General features: G+C 70.8%; 14 protein-coding genes. 7 read left to right on the forward strand and 7 right to left on the reverse strand.

All coding sequences use genetic code 11. The features are described from left to right. The first annotated feature begins 241 nt into the window (after window positions 1-241). Together raiA and AB0E05_RS34865 are read left to right on the forward strand one after the other, a co-directional pair. On the forward strand, window positions 242-928 hold the full coding sequence (gene raiA / locus AB0E05_RS34860; RefSeq protein ID WP_361971305.1) for a ribosome-associated translation inhibitor RaiA: 687 nt from the start codon (window positions 242-244) through the stop codon (window positions 926-928). A 205-nt stretch (window positions 929-1,133) separates the two neighbouring features. Continuing rightward, window positions 1,134-1,880 (forward strand): response regulator transcription factor, encoded by a 747-nt coding sequence (locus tag AB0E05_RS34865; RefSeq protein ID WP_361971306.1) that lies wholly within the window; start codon window positions 1,134-1,136, stop codon window positions 1,878-1,880. A 58-nt stretch (window positions 1,881-1,938) separates the two neighbouring features. Here AB0E05_RS34865 and AB0E05_RS34870 read toward each other — a convergent pair whose 3' ends face one another. Then, window positions 1,939-3,102: a crosslink repair DNA glycosylase YcaQ family protein gene (locus tag AB0E05_RS34870; protein WP_361971308.1), complete on the reverse strand. Its 1,164-nt coding sequence runs from the start codon at window positions 3,100-3,102 to the stop codon at window positions 1,939-1,941. 44 nt (window positions 3,103-3,146) lie between these two features. Continuing rightward, on the reverse strand, window positions 3,147-3,731 hold the full coding sequence (locus AB0E05_RS34875; RefSeq protein ID WP_361971310.1) for a GNAT family N-acetyltransferase: 585 nt from the start codon (window positions 3,729-3,731) through the stop codon (window positions 3,147-3,149). Between the two features lie 236 nt (window positions 3,732-3,967). Here AB0E05_RS34875 and secA point away from each other — a divergent pair, with 236 nt between their 5' ends. Then, a complete protein-coding gene (secA, locus tag AB0E05_RS34880; RefSeq protein WP_361971312.1) occupies window positions 3,968-6,787 on the forward strand; it encodes a preprotein translocase subunit SecA in 2,820 nt (939 codons plus the stop codon). 108 nt (window positions 6,788-6,895) lie between these two features. Here the strand turns inward: secA and AB0E05_RS34885 are convergent, their stop codons facing one another. Further along, entirely contained in the window at window positions 6,896-7,387 is a 492-nt protein-coding gene (locus tag AB0E05_RS34885; RefSeq protein ID WP_361971314.1) for an Rv3235 family protein, read from the reverse strand. 356 nt (window positions 7,388-7,743) lie between these two features. Between AB0E05_RS34885 and AB0E05_RS34890 the strand changes: the two genes are divergently transcribed. Both AB0E05_RS34890 and AB0E05_RS34895 read left to right on the forward strand, forming a co-directional pair. Continuing rightward, the gene (locus AB0E05_RS34890) at window positions 7,744-8,250 is read left to right on the forward strand and encodes a hypothetical protein (protein ID WP_361971316.1); all 507 of its coding nucleotides are present in this window, start codon (window positions 7,744-7,746) and stop codon (window positions 8,248-8,250) included. Between the two features lie 40 nt (window positions 8,251-8,290). Continuing rightward, window positions 8,291-8,959, forward strand: coding sequence for an HAD hydrolase-like protein (locus tag AB0E05_RS34895; RefSeq protein ID WP_361971318.1), 669 nt, complete (start codon window positions 8,291-8,293; stop codon window positions 8,957-8,959). 78 nt (window positions 8,960-9,037) lie between these two features. Here AB0E05_RS34895 and AB0E05_RS34900 read toward each other — a convergent pair whose 3' ends face one another. Continuing rightward, a complete protein-coding gene (locus AB0E05_RS34900; protein WP_361535018.1) occupies window positions 9,038-9,595 on the reverse strand; it encodes a DJ-1/PfpI family protein in 558 nt (185 codons plus the stop codon). Window positions 9,596-10,140: 545 nt separating this feature from the next. On the opposite strand from AB0E05_RS34900, the gene AB0E05_RS34905 reads away from it, so the two are divergent. Beyond that, window positions 10,141-15,159, forward strand: coding sequence for an NAD-glutamate dehydrogenase (locus AB0E05_RS34905; protein WP_361971320.1), 5,019 nt, complete (start codon window positions 10,141-10,143; stop codon window positions 15,157-15,159). A 73-nt stretch (window positions 15,160-15,232) separates the two neighbouring features. On the opposite strand, the gene AB0E05_RS34910 is transcribed toward AB0E05_RS34905, so the two are convergent. The 3 genes from AB0E05_RS34910 to AB0E05_RS34920 all read right to left on the reverse strand — a co-directional run bounded on the left by AB0E05_RS34910 (window position 15,233) and on the right by AB0E05_RS34920 (window position 18,375). Further along, the gene (locus tag AB0E05_RS34910) at window positions 15,233-16,333 is read right to left on the reverse strand and encodes a glycosyltransferase 87 family protein (RefSeq protein WP_361971328.1); all 1,101 of its coding nucleotides are present in this window, start codon (window positions 16,331-16,333) and stop codon (window positions 15,233-15,235) included. Between the two features lie 286 nt (window positions 16,334-16,619). After that, complete coding sequence (locus AB0E05_RS34915) at window positions 16,620-17,468, reverse strand: ABC transporter ATP-binding protein (protein ID WP_361971330.1); 849 nt, start codon at window positions 17,466-17,468, stop codon at window positions 16,620-16,622. A 7-nt stretch (window positions 17,469-17,475) separates the two neighbouring features. Then, window positions 17,476-18,375 carry an ABC transporter permease gene (locus AB0E05_RS34920; protein ID WP_361971332.1) on the reverse strand — a complete coding sequence of 300 codons (900 nt, stop codon included), beginning with the start codon at window positions 18,373-18,375 and terminating at the stop codon, window positions 17,476-17,478. A 217-nt stretch (window positions 18,376-18,592) separates the two neighbouring features. Between AB0E05_RS34920 and AB0E05_RS34925 the strand changes: the two genes are divergently transcribed. Further along, window positions 18,593-19,213, forward strand: coding sequence for a TetR/AcrR family transcriptional regulator (locus AB0E05_RS34925; RefSeq protein WP_361971323.1), 621 nt, complete (start codon window positions 18,593-18,595; stop codon window positions 19,211-19,213). Window positions 19,214-19,324 lie beyond the last annotated feature (111 nt).

Genomic DNA, 19,324 nt, shown 5'->3' on the forward strand with positions numbered 1-19,324 from the left:
TCGGTGGTGTGGAGTGCGGAATGAGGTCCCGTACCTCACCGAATGCACTGCCGTCCCTCGTGGGCGGGGATTCGGGGCTGCGAAATCCTCGAAAGTTGGTGGGGTGGGGATCTTGTCGACTGGGGAGGAGGAGGTGAAAGTCGCCTAGTCCGAGGCTCCGGTTCACCACCGGGGTCTGGTGCAAGAGGGAGACGCTCCGCGTCCGCTGTGACAGCGGAGCAATCCGGGAACGGAGTTCTGCGTGGACATCGTCGTCAAGGGCCGCAAGACCGAGGTGCCGGAGCGGTTCCGCAAGCACGTGGCCGACAAGCTGAAGCTGGACAAGATCCAGAAGCTCGACGCCAAGGTGATCAGCCTGGACGTCGAGGTGTCCAAGGAGCACAATCCGCGGCAGGCCGACCGTTCGGACCGAGTGGAGATCACGCTCCGCTCCCGCGGCCCGGTGATCCGGGCCGAGGCATCGGCCAGCGACCCCTACGCAGCGCTTGATCTCGCCACGGGCAAGCTGGAGGCCCGGCTGCGCAAGCAGCACGACAAGCGGAGCGACCGCCGTGGCAACGGCCGACTGTCGGCGGCGGAAGTGCCCGACGTCGTCCCCAACGTCGCCGAGCTGAACGCGAACGGGCAGCCCGTCGCACACACATCGGAATCCATTCCCACCACCAAGATCGGTTCGCTCGAAGTACAGGGCGAAGGGCCGCTCGTCGTCCGCGAGAAGGTGCACACCGCGGCCCCGATGACCCTCGACCAGGCGCTCTACGAAATGGAGCTGGTCGGACACGACTTCTATCTCTTCGTCGACTCCGAGACGAAGCAGCCCAGTGTCGTCTACCGGCGACACGCCTATGACTACGGTGTCATCCACCTGGAGACGGACCCCCTGGCCGGTTCCCCGGCCGGCGGCGCCGGAGGAGCGCTCGGCGGCTGACACCGGCACCGTTCACGACGGGTGACCCGGTGACGATGCCCCCGGGAGCGCCCCGTGCGCCCTCGGGGGCACCACCGTGCGCCCACAGGATCACCGCAGTGACGGTCAGGCATGAAAGCATGGCGTCACGGCCAACCGGTGTGTCGCACAACGGCGTTGGCTGATGGAACATGACCGTCAGGCCCTGATCTCAGGGGGAGGAACGATGCCGGACAGCTTCGGACCGGTGCACCACCAAACGGCCGGTGCCCGGGACACGGCCGTCGAGGTCGCCGCAAGCGGCCACCGAGCCGAGCCGATCCGAGTCCTCGTGGTGGATGACCACGCCCTCTTCCGGAGAGGGCTGGAGATCGTCCTCGCGCAAGAGGAGGACATTCAGGTCGTCGGCGAGGCCGGGGACGGCGCGGAGGCCGTCGACAAGGCCGCGGACCTGCTGCCCGACATCGTGTTGATGGACGTGCGGATGCCGCGGCGCGGTGGCATCGAGGCGTGCACCTCGATCAAGGAGGTGGCCCCCAGCGCGAAGATCATCATGCTGACGATCAGCGACGAGGAGGCCGATCTCTACGACGCGATCAAGGCGGGGGCCACCGGGTACCTCCTCAAGGAGATCTCCACGGACGAGGTCGCCACCGCGATCCGGGCGGTGGCCGACGGGCAGTCGCAGATCAGTCCGTCCATGGCGTCCAAGCTGCTCACCGAGTTCAAGTCGATGATCCAGCGCACGGACGAGCGCCGGCTCGTGCCGGCGCCCCGGCTCACCGACCGGGAGCTGGAAGTGCTCAAGCTGGTCGCCACGGGCATGAACAACCGCGACATCGCCAAAGAGCTGTTCATCTCCGAGAACACCGTGAAGAACCACGTCCGCAACATCCTGGAGAAGCTCCAGCTGCACTCCAGGATGGAGGCCGTGGTCTACGCGATGCGGGAGAAGATCCTGGAGATCCGCTAGAAGCGCCGTCCGGGCGTCCGACCGCGAGTCGGACGCCCGTCGCACGGGCGGGGCGGGGTCAGGACAGGGCGGCGACGAGGGGAGTGGTCCACTCGGGGCGGTCGACGCGCTCGACCCGTACGGCGTCGCAGCCGACCCACTCCGCCGCCTCCCGCAGCGCCCGGGCCATGGGCGCGACGGCCTTGGCGGACTCCAGGGAGACCTGCTTGGCCACCAGCGTCCGGCCCTCGCGCGCCGGGTCGACCCGGCCGAGCAGCCGGCCGCCCGACAGCAGCGGCATCGCGAAGTATCCGTGCACCCGCTTGGGCTTGGGGACGTACGCCTCCAGGCGGTGGCTGAAGCCGAAGATCCGTTCCGTGCGGGCCCGCTCCCAGATCAGGGAGTCGAAGGGGGACAGCAGCGTCGTGCGGTGCCGGCCGCGCGGCACCGTGGCCAGCGCCTCCGGGTCCGCCCAGGCCGGCTTGGCCCAGCCCTCGACCGCGACCGGCACCAGACCGGAGTCCGCGACGACCGCGTCGAACTGCTCGCCCTTCAGCCGGTGGTAGTCCGCGATGTCCGCGCGCGTGCCGACCCCCAGGGCCCGGCCGGCGAGGCGGACGAGCCGGCGCAGGCACTCCGCGTCGTCCAGCTCGACGCCCAGCAGGGCGTCCGGGACCGCGCGCTCCGCAAGGTCGTACACCCGCTTCCAGCCGCGGCGCTCGGTGCAGACCACCTCGCCGTACATCAACGCGCGCTCGACGGCGACCTTGGAGGCGGACCAGTCCCACCACTCCCCGCCGTTCTTCGCGCCGCCCAGCTCCGTCGCGGTCAGCGGGCCCTCGGTGCGCAGCTGCTTGATCACCGTGTCGTACACGCCGTCCGGCAGGTCGTGGTACCACTGCGGGCGGGCGCGGTAGGCGCGCCGGCGGAAGCCGAAGTGCGGCCACTCCTCGACGGGGAGGATGCACGCGGCGTGCGACCAGTACTCGAAGCTGTGGCCCTCGGTCCAGTACGCCTTGTCGACCGTCGTGCGGCCGACGGCGCCCAGCCGGGCGTACGGCACGAGTTCGTGCGAGCGGGCGAGCACCGAGATCGTGTCCAACTGGACCGCTCCCAGGTGACGCAGGACGCCCCGCACGCCGGCGCGTCTGTCCGGCGCACCCATGAAGCCCTGGGCGCGCAGGGCTATGCGGCGGGCCTCGTCGGCGGACAACTCGGCAACGGGGGGCGGCGGCGTCGTCATGCTCCGAACGATAGAGGGTGCCACTGACAGCCCACCCGGGGGTTTCACCCCCGCGCCGGGGCGGCCGGGAGATAGGCGTACGCGCTCTGCATCCCCAGGTCGGACGGCAGCAAGGAGCCCACCCAGGCGTCCCGCAGGCTGCCGTTGTTCAGCAGGGAAGCCCGCAGCTCGCCCTCGACCGTGAAGCCCGCGCGCACCGCGACCGCCCGCGACGCGGCGTTGCCGACCTCGGCCCGCCACTCCAGGCGCGTCGCCGCCAGCCGGGAGAAGGACCAGCGGGCCAGCGCGTCCACCGCCTCCGTCATGATCCCGCGGCCCCGGTACTGCTCCCCGAGCCAGAAGCCCACCTCCCACGTGCCCGAGAGGGTGCGGAGCGTGACCGCCACGGAGGCCATGATCGGCCCGCCGCCCGCCGGGACGACGGCGAAGGTGAACATCGTCCCCGTGCGCCAGCCCTCCGGCACCATCTGTCCGACGAAGTCGATCGCGTGCTGCCGCTCGTAGGGGGAGGGGATCGTCGTCCACCGCTGGATGTCGGCGTCCTGGCAGAGCCGGTACACCTCGTCGGTGTCGTCCTCGGTGAAGCTGCGCAGCAGCAGTCGCTCGGTGGTGAGTGTGATGGGCTCCATGACCGGATTCTTCACGGGCCCCCTACCGGAGGCGAGCACTTTTCGTGCCGCACCGGCACCTTCCGTGCGTCCCGTGCGTTCACATGGGGAGCGCGGACCGCCCGGGACGGGTGCGGACCTCCCGAGCCGGCGTGGTCCTCGCTTACGATGGCCGTTGCGGTGGGGCCCGCCTGCCGTGCCCGTGTCCGAGTCCCCACGACCCAGCCAGGCCCGAATCGGCAAGGAGACCAGCCTCAGTGTCCGTCTTCAACAAGCTCATGCGTGCAGGCGAAGGCAAGATCCTGCGCAAACTGCACCGCATCGCGGACCAGGTCAACTCCATCGAAGAGGACTTCGTCAGCCTCTCCGACGCCGAGTTGCGGGCGCTCACGGAAGAGTACAAGGAGCGGTTCGCCAGCGGTGAGAACACCCTGGACGACCTGCTTCCGGAGGCGTTCGCCACCGTCCGTGAAGCCGCCAAGCGCGTCCTCGGCCAGCGCCACTACGACGTCCAGCTGATGGGCGGCGCCGCGCTGCACCTCGGTTACGTCGCGGAGATGAAGACCGGTGAGGGCAAGACCCTCGTCGGCACCCTCCCCGCCTATCTGAACGCGCTCTCCGGCGAGGGCGTCCACCTGATCACGGTCAACGACTACCTGGCCGAGCGCGACTCCGAGATGATGGGCCGCGTCCACAAGTTCCTGGGCCTGGACGTCGGCTGCATCCTGGCGAACATGACGCCCGCGCAGCGCCGCGAGCAGTACGCCTGCGACATCACCTACGGCACGAACAACGAGTTCGGCTTCGACTATCTCCGCGACAACATGGCGTGGTCCAAGGACGAGCTCGTCCAGCGCGGACACAACTTCGCCATCGTCGACGAGGTCGACTCGATCCTCGTCGACGAGGCCCGTACGCCGCTGATCATCTCCGGCCCCGCCGACCAGGCCACGAAGTGGTACGGCGACTTCGCCAAGCTCGTCACCCGCCTGACCAAGGGCGAGGCCGGGAACCACCTCAAGGGCATCGAGGAGACCGGCGACTACGAGGTCGACGAGAAGAAGCGCACCGTCGGCATCCACGAGTCGGGCGTGGCCAAGGTCGAGGACTGGCTGGGCATCGACAACCTCTACGAGTCGGTGAACACCCCCCTCGTCGGCTACCTGAACAACGCCATCAAGGCCAAGGAACTGTTCAAGAAGGACAAGGACTACGTCGTCATCGACGGCGAAGTCATGATCGTCGACGAGCACACCGGCCGCATCCTCGCCGGTCGCCGCTACAACGAGGGCATGCACCAGGCGATCGAGGCGAAGGAAGGGGTGGACATCAAGGACGAGAACCAGACCCTCGCCACGATCACCCTGCAGAACTTCTTCCGCCTCTACGACAAGCTCTCCGGCATGACCGGTACGGCGATGACCGAGGCCGCCGAGTTCCAGCAGATCTACAAGCTCGGCGTCGTCCCCATCCCGACGAACCGGCCGATGGTCCGCATGGACCAGTCCGACCTGATCTACCGCACCGAGGTCGCCAAGTTCGCCGCCGTCGTCGACGACATCGCGGAGAAGCACGAGAAGGGCCAGCCGATCCTGGTCGGCACGACCTCCGTCGAGAAGTCCGAGTACCTGTCGCAGCAGCTCAGCAAGCGCGGCGTCCAGCACGAGGTGCTGAACGCCAAGCAGCACGACCGGGAGGCGATCATCGTCGCCCAGGCCGGCCGCAAGGGCGCCGTCACCGTCGCGACCAACATGGCCGGCCGCGGTACGGACATCAAGCTCGGCGGCAATCCGGACGACCTCGCCGAGGCGGAGCTGCGCCAGCGCGGCCTCGACCCGGTCGAGCACGTCGAGGAGTGGGCGGCGGCGCTGCCCGCCGCGCTGGAGAAGGCCGAAGGGGCCGTGCGGGCGGAGTTCGAGGAGGTCACGGACCTCGGCGGACTGTACGTGCTGGGCACCGAGCGCCACGAGTCCCGCCGCATCGACAACCAGCTCCGCGGTCGTTCCGGCCGTCAGGGCGACCCCGGCGAGTCCCGCTTCTACCTCTCCCTCGGCGACGACCTGATGCGGCTGTTCAAGGCCCAGATGGTCGAGCGCGTCATGGCGATGGCGAACGTCCCCGACGACGTCCCGATCGAGAACAAGATGGTCACCCGCGCCATCGCCTCCGCCCAGTCCCAGGTGGAGCAGCAGAACTTCGAGACGCGGAAGAACGTCCTCAAGTACGACGAGGTGCTCAACCGCCAGCGCGAGGTCATCTACGGCGAGCGCCGCCGCGTCCTGGAGGGCGAGGACCTCCAGGAGCAGATCCAGCACTTCATGAACGACACCATCGACGCCTACATCCAGGCGGAGACGGTCGAGGGCTTCGCCGAGGAGTGGGACCTGGACCGGCTGTGGGGCGCGTTCAAGCAGCTCTACCCGGTCAAGGCCGACATCGAGGAGCTGGAGGAGGCCGCGGGCGACCGCGCCGGGATCACCGCCGACTTCATCGCGGAGTCCATCAAGGAGGACATCCACGAGCAGTACGAGGAGCGGGAGAAGCAGCTCGGCTCCGAGATCATGCGCGAGCTGGAGCGCCGCGTGGTGCTCTCCGTCCTCGACCGCAAGTGGCGCGAGCACCTCTACGAGATGGACTACCTCCAGGAGGGCATCGGTCTGCGCGCGATGGCGCAGAAGGACCCCCTGGTCGAGTACCAGCGCGAGGGCTTCGACATGTTCACGGCCATGATGGACGGCATCAAGGAGGAGTCCGTCGGCTATCTGTTCAACCTGGAGGTCCAGGTCGAGCAGCAGGTCGAGGAGGTCCCGGTCGAGGACGACGCGGAGCGCACCTCGCTGGAGAAGAAGGACGCCGTCCCGGCGGCGCGCCCCGAGATCCGCGCCAAGGGCCTGGAGGCCCCGCAGCGTCCGGACCGGCTGCACTTCTCCGCCCCCACGGTGGACGGCGAGGGCGGTGTCGTCGAGGGCGACTTCGAGACCACCGAGAACCGCACCGCGTCCGTCTCGGGTGACGGGATGACGCGCGCCGAGCGGCGCAAGGCGCAGAAGGGCGGCGGTCGCCGCCGCAAGAAGTAACCGCGCGACAGCCCCGCGCATGCGGGGTGGTGCGTGACGGCGGCCGGGTCGGACTCCCCATCGGGAGTCCGACCCGGCCGCCGTCGTGCTGACCGGGTGCGGCACGTCCTAGGGCGCCGCGGCCCGGTCGTCGCCCAGCTCGACCGCGGAGCAGCGCCAGCGGCGGTCATCGGGGCCCTGCTCCAGTCGGAAGGCCATGGCGTGCACCCGTTCGCCCGCGTTGATGCGGGCGAACGCCTCGATCACACCGGGCCCGGGGCGGAACTCCCCGCAGTGGCGTACGACGGGCATCACGCGCTCGCCGGGGCGCAGCGGGGCGCCCGGGGCGAGCCGTACGAGCTGCTCGTACGCGACGCCCATGGTGTGGCCGAGCATCCAGTGCACCGGGCGCTGGCCGCTGAGGACGGCGAGGAGGCGTTCGGCGAACCAGTAGTGGGGCTTGTCCTGCCGTTGGGGACGGGCCGGTCCCGAAGGGGTGCTGCGGCCCGGGCCGCGTCGGTCGCGCCGTCCTCCGGGGCGGGTCCCGGCGACGGCCCGCCCGGGCGGCCGACCCGGCGTCCTGCTCGGTGGCGCGGACGCACCGCCGGCCGTTCTCTCCACGACTCCGTCCGCCGGCCCGCCCGGAGCCGTTCCGGACGTTCCGTACGCTCCGCTCACTTCGTCCATCTGTATCGCCCCCGTCCGCTCGGGCCCGGCTCGACCGCGGTCGATACCGGGCGGTAACTGCGCTCGGTGACCTTCTACGGGCCGGCGCGCGCCGGTCGCAACGGGGCGCCGGGGCGGTCGTGGGAGCCGCCCGATTCACCTATCAGGGTGATCGCGGGGCGTGACGGGGGCATGCGGCCCGGTATCCGGGCTGCCCGGAGTGGACGGTTCCGCCCTGGTGGAGCGGCAGTCCGAAGGGGGACCGCGCACGTATCCTGAGGTGCGTCCTCCGACTACGAAAGCGGCCAGCCATGCGTGTCTACGTCCCCCTGACCCTCGCCGGACTCGCGGAGGCGCACAAGACCGGGGAGCTGGGCCCGGGGCCGGTGACGGCGTACGGAGTCACCCCGGGGCTGCGCGAGTGGTACGTCTCCGACGACATCGAGGAGCTGGAGTACGCGGCGCTCAGCCGGGCCGCTGCCGCCTCGCTGCGGATGATCGCGGGCGCTCCGGACGCGGCCCGCCGCCGGGTCGTCGTCGCGGTCGACGTACGGGACCAGGACGCCTCCGCCGACCCCGACCGGGCGCTGGACGCGACCTCCCTCGGCGAGGTGCGGATCGCCGCGGCGGTGCCGTTGTCGCTGGCCGCGGCGGTGCACGTGGACGCCGACGACGCCGTGGCCGACGTCTCGGCGGCGGCCGACGCGCTGGGCGCCGCGGACCAGGGCGACGACGACGCCCAGTTCACCGTGGACGGCGCCGAGGACCACGAGCTGCTCTGGTACGGCGTGCAGGAGATCCCCAACCTCGTGGGCTGACCCCGCCCGCTGTCGGACCCGGCAGGTACGGTTGTTCGACATGGGGAAGATTTCGGGGAGCCATCTGGTCTGGGACTGGAACGGCACGCTGCTGGACGACGTGACGGCGGTCGTCGGCGCGACGAACGCCGCGCTGGAGGTCGTGGGCCTCGACGCGATCACGGTCGAGCAGTACCGCGAGTGGTACCGCGTGCCGATACCGCGGTTCTACGAGCGGATGCTGGGCCGGCTGCCGACGGACGCGGAGTGGCAGGCGATGGACGGCGTCTTCCAGCGGGCCTACCTCGACCACCGGGTGGGGTGCGGGCTCACCCAGGGCGTGGAGGAACTGCTGCGCGATTGGCAGGGCGCCGGCCGCAGCCAGTCGCTGTTGAGCATGCACGTGCACGAGGACCTGGTCCCGACCGTGCGGGGCTTCGGCATCGAGAGCCACTTCATACGGGTCGACGGGCGCAGGGGGCCCTCGGGCCCGTCCAAGGCGGAGTCCATGGAGCGCCACCTCACGGCGCTCGCCGCCACCGTCTCCGTCGAGCGCACCGTGGTGATCGGTGATGCGGCGGACGACGCGGTGGCGGCGGCGCACGTGGGTGCGATGGCGGTGCTGTACACGGGCGGTTCGCACAGCCGGGCCAATCTGGAGGCGACGGGCGCACCGGTGGTGGACTCCCTCGCGGAGGCGGTCGACCTGGCCACCGGCCTGGTGGCCTGACCGTCAGCCCGTCAGCGCCCGTCAGCCCGACCGACGGCCCGGCGGGCACCAGCCCGGTGGTCCGGTCCGCCGCCGGCGTCAGCCCTTGGCGCGCAGCACCTTCAGGAACTCGCGCATCCACATCGGGTGGTCCGGCCAGGCGCGGGAGGAGACGACGGTGCCGTCGACGACCGCCGCCACGTCCTGGAAGGTGGCGCCCGCGGCCTGCATGTCCAGTTCGAGCGCGGGGTACGCGGTGACGCGCCGGCCCTCCAGGCTGCCGATGGCGGCCGTCAGCAGCGGGCCGTGGCAGATCTGGGCGACCGGCTTGTCCGCGTCGAAGAAGGACTTGAGGATCTTGCGCAGCTCCGGGTCGTTGCGCAGGTACTCCGGCGCGCGTCCGCCCGGGATGACCAGCGCCGCGTACTGACCCGGCTCGACCTCGGAGAAGGCGAGGTCGGCCGGCCAGGTGTAGCCCGGCTTCTCGGTGTAGGTGTCGAAGCCCGGCTCGAAGTCGTGCACGACGAACTGCAGCTTCTTGCGGGCGGGGGCGGCGATGTGGACCTCGTAGCCCTCCTCCAACAGCCGCTGGTAGGGGTAGAGCACTTCCAGGGACTCGGCTGCGTCGCCGGTGACGATGAGGACCTTCGTTGCCATGTCTGCTCCCGGTGTGGAGTCGCGCGGTGACTGGAACGAGCTGACTGGGTCGGGCTGACTGGGTATGGCTGACTGGATCGGGCTGACTGGAGCTGACGAGAAAGAACTGGAACGGACTAGCTGGGACGGACCGGTCCAGCCGTCGAGCGGGACCCGGCGGCTGACGGGGACGACCCGGTACCTACCCGCCCGCCCCGTTCCTTCCTTGTCGCTGTGCAGAGTGTCAAACTTCCGACCCTGCTTTTGTACACATAAGGCCCATGACGGTGACCGGGTGCGGGGGGATAGCCTGGAGCCGTGATCAGTGCGATACGCCCTGGGGGCAGCGAAGCCCCCGGCCGTCGCCCGGCGCGCGAACGCAGCCGGGCGATCGCTGGTCCCCGTGTACCGACCCCATTGTTGAATTCTGTTGAATTTCGTCGATTGTGGCTCGGGCACCTCTCATCGCGGCATAACGTCGACCCAGACCGGACACCCCGTGCTGTGGCGTTGCGCCGCACCTTTCACCTACGTCACGCAACGGCGCGCGACAGGAGCCAGAGGACATGCAGACCAAGCTGGACGACGCCAAGGCCGAGCTGCTCGCACGAGCCGCCCGGGTAGCCGAGAACGGTCCGGGCGGTGGTCACCAACCGGCCGGGCCCGAGCAGGGCAAGCGGCCGGACCAGGACACCCTTCTCGCATACCTCCAGCGCTACTACCTGCACACCGCACCCGAGGACCTCGCGGACCGCGACCCGGTCGACGTCTTCGGAGCAGCGCTCTCCCACTACCGCCTGGCCGAGAACCGCCCCCAGGGCACGGCCAACGTGCGGGTCCACACTCCGACCGTCGAGGAGAACGGCTGGACGTGCAGCCACTCCGTCGTCGAGGTCGTCACCGACGACATGCCCTTCCTCGTCGACTCCGTCACCAACGAGCTCTCCCGCCAGGGCCGCGGCATCCACGTGGTGATCCACCCGCAGGTCACGGTCCGCCGCGACGTCACCGGCAAGCTGATCGAGGTGCTCTCCGGCGAGGCCCGCACCGCCAAGAAGGACCTCCCGCACGACGCGCTCGTCGAGTCCTGGATCCACGTCGAGATCGACCGCGAGACCGACCGCGCCGACCTCAAGCAGATCACCACCGACCTGCTGCGCGTGCTCTCCGACGTCCGCGAGGCCGTCGAGGACTGGGAGAAGATGCGGGACGCGGCGCTGCGCATCGCCGACGACCTGCCGGCCGAGCCCACCGCCGACGACATCCTGGGCCAGGAGATCGACGAGGCCCGCGAGCTGCTGCGCTGGCTGGCCGCCGACCACTTCACCTTCCTCGGCTTCCGCGAGTACGAGCTGGTGGACGGCGACGCCCTGGCGGCCGTCCCCGGCACCGGCCTCGGCATCCTGCGCTCCGACCCGCAGCACCGCGAGGACGAGGCGCACCCCGTCAGCCCCTCCTTCAGCCGGCTCCCCGCGGACGCCCGCGCCAAGGCCCGGGAGCACAAGCTCCTCGTCCTCACCAAGGCCAACAGCCGCTCCACGGTCCACCGGCCCAGCTACCTCGACTACGTCGGCGTGAAGAAGTTCGACGAGAAGGGCAACGTCGTCGGCGAGCGCCGCTTCCTCGGCCTCTTCTCGTCCGCCGCGTACACCGAGTCCGTGCGCCGCGTCCCCGTGATCCGCCGCAAGGTCGCCGAGGTCCTGGACCGCGCGGGCTTCTCGCCCAACAGCCACGACGGCCGCGACCTGCTCCAGATCATGGAGACCTACCCGCGCGACGAGCTGTTCCAGACGCCCGTCGACCAGCTCCGGGCCACCGTCACCAGCGTGCTCTACCTCCAGGAACGCCGTCGCCTCCGGCTCTACCTGCGCCAGGACGAGTACGGGCGCTACTACTCCGCCCTCGTGTACCTGCCGCGGGACCGCTACACCACCGCGGTGCGGCTGCGGCTGATCGAGATCCTCAAGGAGGAGCTGGGCGGCACCAGCGTCGACTTCACCGCCTGGAACACCGAATCGATCCTCTCCCGGATCCACTTCGTCGTCCGCGTCCCCTCCGGCACCGAGCTGCCGCACCTCACGGACGCCGACACCGAGCGCATCGAGGCGCGTCTGGTGGAGGCGGCCCGCTCCTGGGAGGACGGCTTCGCCGAGGCGCTCACCGCCGAGCTGGGCGAGGAGCGCGCCGCCGAGCTGCTGCGCCAGTACGGCAACGCCTTCCCCGAGGGCTACAAGGCCGACCACTCGCCGCGCAGCGCCGTCGCCGACCTGGTCCACCTGGACGACCTGACCCACTCGGGTCGGGACTTCGCGCTCTCGCTGTACGAGCCGGTCGGTGCCGGCCCCGGCGAGCGCCGCTTCAAGATCTACCGGACCGGCGCCCAGGTCTCCCTGTCCGCCGTGCTGCCGGTGCTCCAGCGGCTGGGCTGCGAGGTCGTCGACGAGCGTCCGTACGAGCTGTGCCGTGCCGACCGCACGTACGCCTGGATCTACGACTTCGGGCTGCGCATGCCGGTCCCGAACGGCTCGGCCGCCAGCGCCTCCGGCAACGGCCACAACGACTACCTCGGCGACGACGCCCGGGAGCGCTTCCAGGAAGCCTTCGCCGCGGTGTGGACCGGGGCCGCGGAGAACGACGGCTTCAACTCCCTCGTCCTCGGCGCCGGGCTCACCTGGCGCCAGGCGATGGTGCTGCGCGCGTACGCCAAGTACCTGCGCCAGGCCGGGTCGACGTTCTCACAGGACTACATGGAGGACACCCTCCGCACCAACGTCCACACCACCCGGCTGCTGGTCTCGCTCTTCGAGGCCCGGATGTCGCCCGGCCGCCAGAACGCGGGCACCGAGCTGATCGACGGCGTGATGGAGGAGCTGGACGGCGCTCTGGACCAGGTCGCCAGCCTCGACGAGGACCGCATCCTGCGCTCCTTCCTCGTGGTCATCAAGGCCACCCTGCGCACCAACTTCTTCCAGAGCGCCAGCAAGGGAAGCGACGAGAGGGGTCAGCAGACGTCGGACGGCGGCCACCACGGCTACGTGTCGATGAAGTTCGACCCGCAGGCCATCCCCGACCTGCCCGCGCCCCGCCCGGCGTACGAGATCTGGGTCTACTCGCCCCGCGTCGAAGGCGTCCACCTGCGCTTCGGCAAGGTCGCCCGCGGCGGTCTGCGCTGGTCCGACCGGCGCGAGGACTTCCGTACCGAGATCCTGGGCCTGGTGAAGGCACAGATGGTGAAGAACACCGTGATCGTGCCGGTGGGTGCCAAGGGCGGCTTCGTCGCCAAGCAGCTGCCCGACCCGTCCGTGGACCGGGACGCCTGGCTCGCCGAGGGCGTCGCCAGCTACCGCACCTTCATCTCCGCGCTGCTCGACATCACGGACAACCTGGTCGCCGGTGAGGTCGTGCCGCCGGCGGACGTGGTGCGCCACGACGGCGACGACACCTACCTCGTCGTCGCCGCCGACAAGGGCACGGCCTCCTTCTCCGACATCGCCAACGAGGTCGCGCTCGCCTACGAGTTCTGGCTCGGCGACGCCTTCGCCTCCGGCGGCTCCGCCGGCTACGACCACAAGGGCATGGGCATCACGGCCCGCGGCGCCTGGGAGTCCGTCAAGCGCCACTTCCGCGAGCTGGGCCACGACACCCAGACGCAGGACTTCACGGTCGTCGGCGTCGGCGACATGTCCGGCGACGTGTTCGGCAACGGCATGCTGCTGAGCGAGCACATCCGGCTGGTGGCCGCCTTCGACCACCGCCACATCTTCGTCGACCCGACCCCCGACGCGGCCGTCTCGTACGCCGAGCGCCGCCGCCTCTTCGAGCTGCCGCGCTCCAGCTGGGCCGACTACGACACCTCGCTGCTCTCCCCGGGCGGCGGAATCCACCCCCGTACGGCCAAGTCCATCCCGATCAACGCACACTTGCGGGCCGCCCTCGGCATCCCGGAGGGCGTCACCAAGATGACGCCGGCCGAGCTGATGAAGAGCGTCCTTGAGGCCCCCGTCGACCTGCTGTGGAACGGCGGCATCGGGACGTACGTCAAGGCGTCCGGCGAGTCCAACGCGGACGTCGGCGACAAGGCCAACGACGCCATCCGCGTCAACGGCGACGAGCTGCGCGTCAAGGTCGTCGGCGAGGGCGGCAACCTCGGCCTGACCCAGCTCGGCCGGATCGAGTTCGCCCGCTCCGGCGGCCCCGACTCCACCGGCGGCCGGGTCAACACCGACGCCATCGACAACAGCGCCGGCGTGGACACCTCCGACCACGAGGTGAACATCAAGATCCTGCTCAACGGCCTGGTCACGGACGGCGACCTCACCGTCAAGCAGCGCAACGCCCTGCTCGCCGAGATGACCGACGAGGTCGGCGCGCTGGTGCTGCGCAACAACTACGCGCAGAACGTGGCCCTCGCCAACGCGCTCGCCCAGGCGCCCTCCCTCCTCCAGGCCGGCCAGCGCCACATGCGCCGGCTGGAGCGGGACGGGGCCCTGGACCGGTCGCTGGAGTTCCTGCCGGCCGACCGCCAGATCCGCGAGCTGCTGAACGCGGGCCGCGGCCTGAGCCAGCCCGAGCTGGCGGTCCTCCTCGCGTACACCAAGATCACGGTGGCGGACGAGCTGATCGGCACGGACCTGCCGGACGACGCGTACCTGCGCAAGCTGCTGCACGCGTACTTCCCGACCCCGCTGCGGGAGCGTTTCTCCGAGGCGGTCGACGGCCATGCGCTGCGCCGCGAGATCATCACGACCGTGCTGGTCAACGACACCGTCAACACCGGTGGCGCGACCTTCCTGCACCGGCTGCGGGAGGAGACCGGCGCGTCGATCGAGGAAGTGGTGCGGGCGCAGACCGCGGCCCGGGAGATCTTCGGGCTCGGCGCGGTCTGGGACGCGGTCGAGGCGCTGGACAACGAGGTCGCGGCCGACGTGCTGACCCGGATCCGGCTGCACTCGCGCCGGCTGGTGGAGCGCGGCACCCGCTGGCTGCTGGGCAACCGCCCGCAGCCGCTGGAGCTGGCCGAGACGGTGGAGTTCTTCGCGGAGCGCGTGGCGCGCGTCTGGGACGAGCTGCCGAAGCTGATGCGCGGCACGGACCTGGAGTGGTACCAGGGCATCGTGGACGAGCTGACCGCGGAGGGCGTGCCCCAGGTGCTGGCGCTGCGGGTGGCCGGGTTCTCCTCGGCGTTCCCGACGCTGGACATCGTGGCCATCGCCGACCGCACGGGCCAGGACCCGCTGGACGTCGCCGAGGTGTACTACGACCTCGCGGACCGGCTGCGGATCACCCAGCTGATGGACCGGATCATCGAGCTGCCGCGGGCCGACCGCTGGCAGTCGATGGCCCGCGCCGCCATCCGGGAGGACCTGTACGCGGCGCACGCCATGCTCACCGCGGACGTGCTCTCCGTCGGCAACGGCACCTCGACGCCCGAGGAGCGGTTCACGACCTGGGAGTCGAAGAACGCCTCGATCCTGAGCCGGGCACGCGCCACGCTGGACGAGATCCAGGGCTCGGACACGTTCGACCTGGCGAACCTGTCGGTGGCGATGCGGACCATGCGCCAGCTGCTGCGCACGCACAGCTGACGGACCGACGCGCACGGACGCGTACGAGGGGCCCGTCCCGGGATGCCGGGGCGGGCCCCTCGCCGTACGGCTGCTAGCCGGGGCGTGCGGCGGACCGCCACAGCCGCCGGCAGGCCAGCGCCGCGGCGAGCAGCAGCAGCCCGTTGCGCAGCACCAGCAGGGTGCAGCCGACCGCGGTGCCGGCGACGACGTCGTCGTACAGCAGCGGGTACGCCAGGGCGCTCACGGCCGCGGCGGGGAGCACCAGCAGCGCCGCGGGGCGCATCACGGTGTGCCGGGAGGTCAGGCACACCGCGGCCAGCCCCAGCAGCCACACCAGGTACTGGGGGCTGATCACCCGGCTGGTGACCGTGAACAGCAGGACGGCGGCGAACGCGGCGTCGCAGGGCGTCGCCGGCCCCCAGCGCCGCGCCCGCACGCGCCACAGCAGCAGCCAGCAGAAGGCGGCGGCGGTCAGTGCGAGCGAGAGCCGGGCGAGGGAGGAGACGTACGGCCCCACGAACTCGAAGGCGCCGTACTGGTACCGGGTCTCGCCGGGCCAGCCCAGGTTGCGGGCGACGTGGAGCGCCGTGCCGCCCAGCGATTCGATCTGCACGCCCCGGGCGCCCTGCTGGCGCAGGAAGTCCAGGGTGTTGCTGAAGCCCAGCACGAGCAGGGCGAGGAGGGCGGCGCCGGAGGCGACGGCCGCGCCCCAGGCGGCCCGGGTGCCGGGGCCGCGGGGCGTGCCCAGCAGCGTCAGCAGCGGCCAGACCTTGAGGGTGGCGCCGACGCCGGCGAGCGTGCCGCCGAGGCGGGGGCGGGTGGGCAGGGCGAGCAGCGCGAGGACGGCGACGGCGGTCACGGGGACGTCGTAGCGGGCCAGCGGCAGGTTCAGCAGCAGCGGCAGCCCGCAGACCCACAGCCAGGCGCCGCGGATGCCGGCGCGGGTGAGGGCGGTGGTGACGAGTGCGTCGCAGGCCAGCACGATCAGTACGAACGCCTGGAAGTAGGTGAGCCAGGGCAGTGCGGCGGGGGAGAGGAAGACGAGGGCGGCGCCGGGCGGGTACTGCCAGGTGACGTCGTGGACGGGGAACGCGCCGTGGGCGAGTTGCCCGTACCAGCTCCGGTAGAGCGCGTGGACCTCGCCGGCCACGCCGCTGTCCCCGAGGCGGTCGACGACCAGCAGCGCGAGCATGACGGCCCGGGTGAGCGCCCAGACGGCGGCGAGGGCCGCGACGTCCCTCGGCTGGGCGCTGCGCCGGTCGCGCCCTCGGCCGTCGTACGGGTCGTGGAGCGCGGGCCGCGGGGCGAGGCGGTGGGTGGCGGGCAGCGGAGTGATCCCGTGGGGCGTCATCGCCCGGCACTTTAGTCCGCTTTAGTCATGTTCAGTCGCTATTGATGGTCTATCGGTGCAGTGTTGGCGGCGGTCGCGGGCCCTCCGGGCGGTCGGGGCGGAGCCGGACCGCCCGGAGGTGCGAGGACTACTTCTTGCCGCTGGTGAACTCTTCGTACGCGGCGATGACGTCCTTGGCGGAACCGTCCATCCGCAGGACGCCCGCCTCCAGCCACAGGGCGCGCTCGCAGGTCTCCAGGATCGTGCTGTTGCTGTGGCTGACCAGGAAGACCGTGCCGGCCTCGGCGCGCAGTTCGTTGATGCGGGCCTGGCTGCGGCGGCGGAACTTCGCGTCACCGGTGGCCAGCGCCTCGTCGATGAGGAGCACGTCGTGGCTCTTGGCCGCCGCGATGGCGAAGCGGAGCCGGGCGCCCATGCCGGAGGAGTACGTCCGCATCGGGAGCGAGATGAAGTCGCCCTTCTCGTTGATCCCGGAGAAGTCGACGATGCCGGCGTAGGCGTTCTGGATCTCCTGGCGCGACATGCCCATGGCGAGGCCGCCGAGGATGACGTTGCGCTCGCCCGTGAGATCGCTCATCAGGGCCGCGTTCACCCCGAGGAGGGAGGGCTGGCCCTGGGTGTAGACCCTGCCCTCGGTGGCGGGCAGCAGACCGGCGATGGCCTTCAGCAGGGTGGACTTCCCGGAGCCGTTCGACCCGATCAGGCCGATGGCCTCGCCCTTGTACGCGGTGAAGGTCACACCCTTGACCGCGTGCACCTCGCGCACGCCGGGGGGCAGCGCACCGGACTTGCGGGCCCGGCGCGCCTTGAGGGAGACCATCCGGCTCAGGGCCGCCGTGGCGCTGCCCTTGGCGGCCTTGCCGCCCTGGACGCGGTACTTGATGTGCACGTCGTCCACGACGACCGTGGGCACCTTCTCGGGGACGGGGGCGGTCACTCCTACCTCCTGCGCCGCTTGCGTCGCGTCTTTCGTCATCAGGTTTTCAGCCACGGCCGTACCGCTCCTCCGCCTTCCAGAAGTACATGAATCCGCCCACCCCGCAGAGTGCGGCCCAGCCGAGGGCGACCGCCCACACGTGCGGCGGGAGCTGGGCCGAGGTGTAGCTGTCGATCAGGGCGAAGCGCACGAGATCGATGTAGACCGCCGCCGGGTTGTACTGCAGGGCAAGCATGACCCATTCCGGCAGGTCGTGGTCCTTCAGAATGGTCGAGATGCTCCACATCACACCGGACGCGTACATCCAGGTGCGCAGCAGGAACGGCATGAGCTGCGCCACGTCCGGGGTGCGCGCGGAGATCCGGGCCATCGCCATGGCGAGACCGGTGTTGAACGCGGCCTGGAGCGCCAGCGCCGGGACCGCGAGCAGCCAGGACGGCTCGGGGAACTCGCCGAAGCCCATCAGGATCAGCAGCAGCACGCCCATCGAGAACAGCAGCTGCTGGAACTGCTGGAGGGCGAAGGCGACGGGGAGGGCGGCGCGCGGGAAGTGCACCGCGCGGACCAGCCCGAGGTTGCCCGAGATGGCCTTGGTTCCCGCCATGATCGAGTTCGCCGTGAAGGTCCAGATGAAGACCCCGGTGACCAGGAACGGGACGAAGTCCGGGACCTGCTTGCTGGTGCCCAGCAGGATCCCGAAGATGAAGTAGTACACCGCCGCGTTCAGCAGCGGGGTCATCAGCTGCCAGAGCTGGCCGAGCCTCGCCTGGCTGTACTGGGCGGTGAGCTTGGCGGTGGCGAAGGCGGTGATGAAGTGCCGGCGCGCCCAGAGCTGGCGCACGTACGCGCCGAGCGAGGGGCGCTGCCCGCTGACGGTCAGGCCGTGGCGCAGGGCGAACTCCCGGGGGGTCTCCCCGGGGAGCCCCGAAGGGGACGCGGTCCCCATCACGAGAGGTGGGGAGATCGTCTGACTGCTCACTCGGATCGCTTTCGCCTCAGGCGGAGGGGGGCGGAGAAGAGGCGCGGTCGGGGAGGGGAGGGCGGGACGTCCGGCCGACCGCCGGGATGACGACGGGACGGGCCCGTTTCGTCGCTACGGCGAGACTAAGGCGTACTCGCGTCGCAACGCAACCGTTTCGTCGTCACGGGTATGCTCCATGACCATGACCACGACGGACCCGGCCCCGGACCCACGACGTCCCCGACGCGCTCCCGCGGGAGCCGCCGTGCTCCGCGAGGACGTGACGGAGGCCATCCGGGCCGCCGTCTTCGAGGAACTGGCCTCCGTCGGCTTCGCCCGGATGTCCATCGAGGGGATCGCCCGCCGCGCCGGCGTCGGCAAGACCGCCGTGTACCGGCGCTGGAAGTCCAAGCTCTCCCTCGTCCTCGACCTGGTCTCCGCCTTCGCCGCCCAGGGCCTGCCCGCCCCGGCCACCGGATCGCTGTACGGGGACGTACGGGCGCTGCTGGAGGTCGCCTCCCACGCCCTGCGCCACCCGGTCGCCTCCCAGGTCATCCCCGATCTGCTGGTGGAGTCCGTACGCAATCCGGAGATCGCCGAGGCGATCAAGGCGGCGCTCCTCGACAGCCAGCACGGCATGGCCGCGCTGATCGTGCGCGACGCCGTGGCCCGCGGGGAGCTGCCGGCGACCACGGACGCCTCCCGGCTGCTGGACGTCGCGGTCGGGCCGCTGTACTGGCGACTGGTGGTGGTCCGCGACGACCTGCCGAAGGGGTACCTCGACCAGCTCTCGCGGGGCGCGGTCGCGGCGCTGCGGGTCTGAAGCAAACAGGTGGTGGGGGGGGCGCGGGGGCCGCCCCCCCCGGGGCGCCGCCCCCCCCCCCGCCCACGACGGGAGAGGGGGGGGGGTGGGGGGAGTGTTTTTAAGGGGGTG

This window comes from Streptomyces sp. NPDC048057, from assembly GCF_040653095.1.
Classification (GTDB): domain Bacteria; phylum Actinomycetota; class Actinomycetes; order Streptomycetales; family Streptomycetaceae; genus Streptomyces.

What these genes read in the sequence shown, in the direction of transcription:
- AB0E05_RS34865 (WP_361971306.1), top strand. Translation starts at nt 1,134, where the DNA reads ATGCCGGACAGCTTCGGACCGGTGCACCACCAAACGGCCGGTGCCCGG.
- AB0E05_RS34910 (WP_361971328.1), bottom strand. Translation starts at nt 16,333, where the DNA reads ATGCTCGCGCTGCTGGTCGTCGACCGCCTCGGGGACAGCGGCGTGGCC.
- AB0E05_RS34905 (WP_361971320.1), top strand. Translation starts at nt 10,141, where the DNA reads ATGCAGACCAAGCTGGACGACGCCAAGGCCGAGCTGCTCGCACGAGCC.
- AB0E05_RS34895 (WP_361971318.1), top strand. Translation starts at nt 8,291, where the DNA reads ATGGGGAAGATTTCGGGGAGCCATCTGGTCTGGGACTGGAACGGCACG.
- AB0E05_RS34925 (WP_361971323.1), top strand. Translation starts at nt 18,593, where the DNA reads ATGACCACGACGGACCCGGCCCCGGACCCACGACGTCCCCGACGCGCT.
- AB0E05_RS34900 (WP_361535018.1), bottom strand. Translation starts at nt 9,595, where the DNA reads ATGGCAACGAAGGTCCTCATCGTCACCGGCGACGCAGCCGAGTCCCTG.
- AB0E05_RS34915 (WP_361971330.1), bottom strand. Translation starts at nt 17,468, where the DNA reads ATGACGAAAGACGCGACGCAAGCGGCGCAGGAGGTAGGAGTGACCGCC.
- AB0E05_RS34920 (WP_361971332.1), bottom strand. Translation starts at nt 18,375, where the DNA reads ATGGGGACCGCGTCCCCTTCGGGGCTCCCCGGGGAGACCCCCCGGGAG.
- AB0E05_RS34890 (WP_361971316.1), top strand. Translation starts at nt 7,744, where the DNA reads ATGCGTGTCTACGTCCCCCTGACCCTCGCCGGACTCGCGGAGGCGCAC.
- AB0E05_RS34870 (WP_361971308.1), bottom strand. Translation starts at nt 3,102, where the DNA reads ATGACGACGCCGCCGCCCCCCGTTGCCGAGTTGTCCGCCGACGAGGCC.
- AB0E05_RS34875 (WP_361971310.1), bottom strand. Translation starts at nt 3,731, where the DNA reads ATGGAGCCCATCACACTCACCACCGAGCGACTGCTGCTGCGCAGCTTC.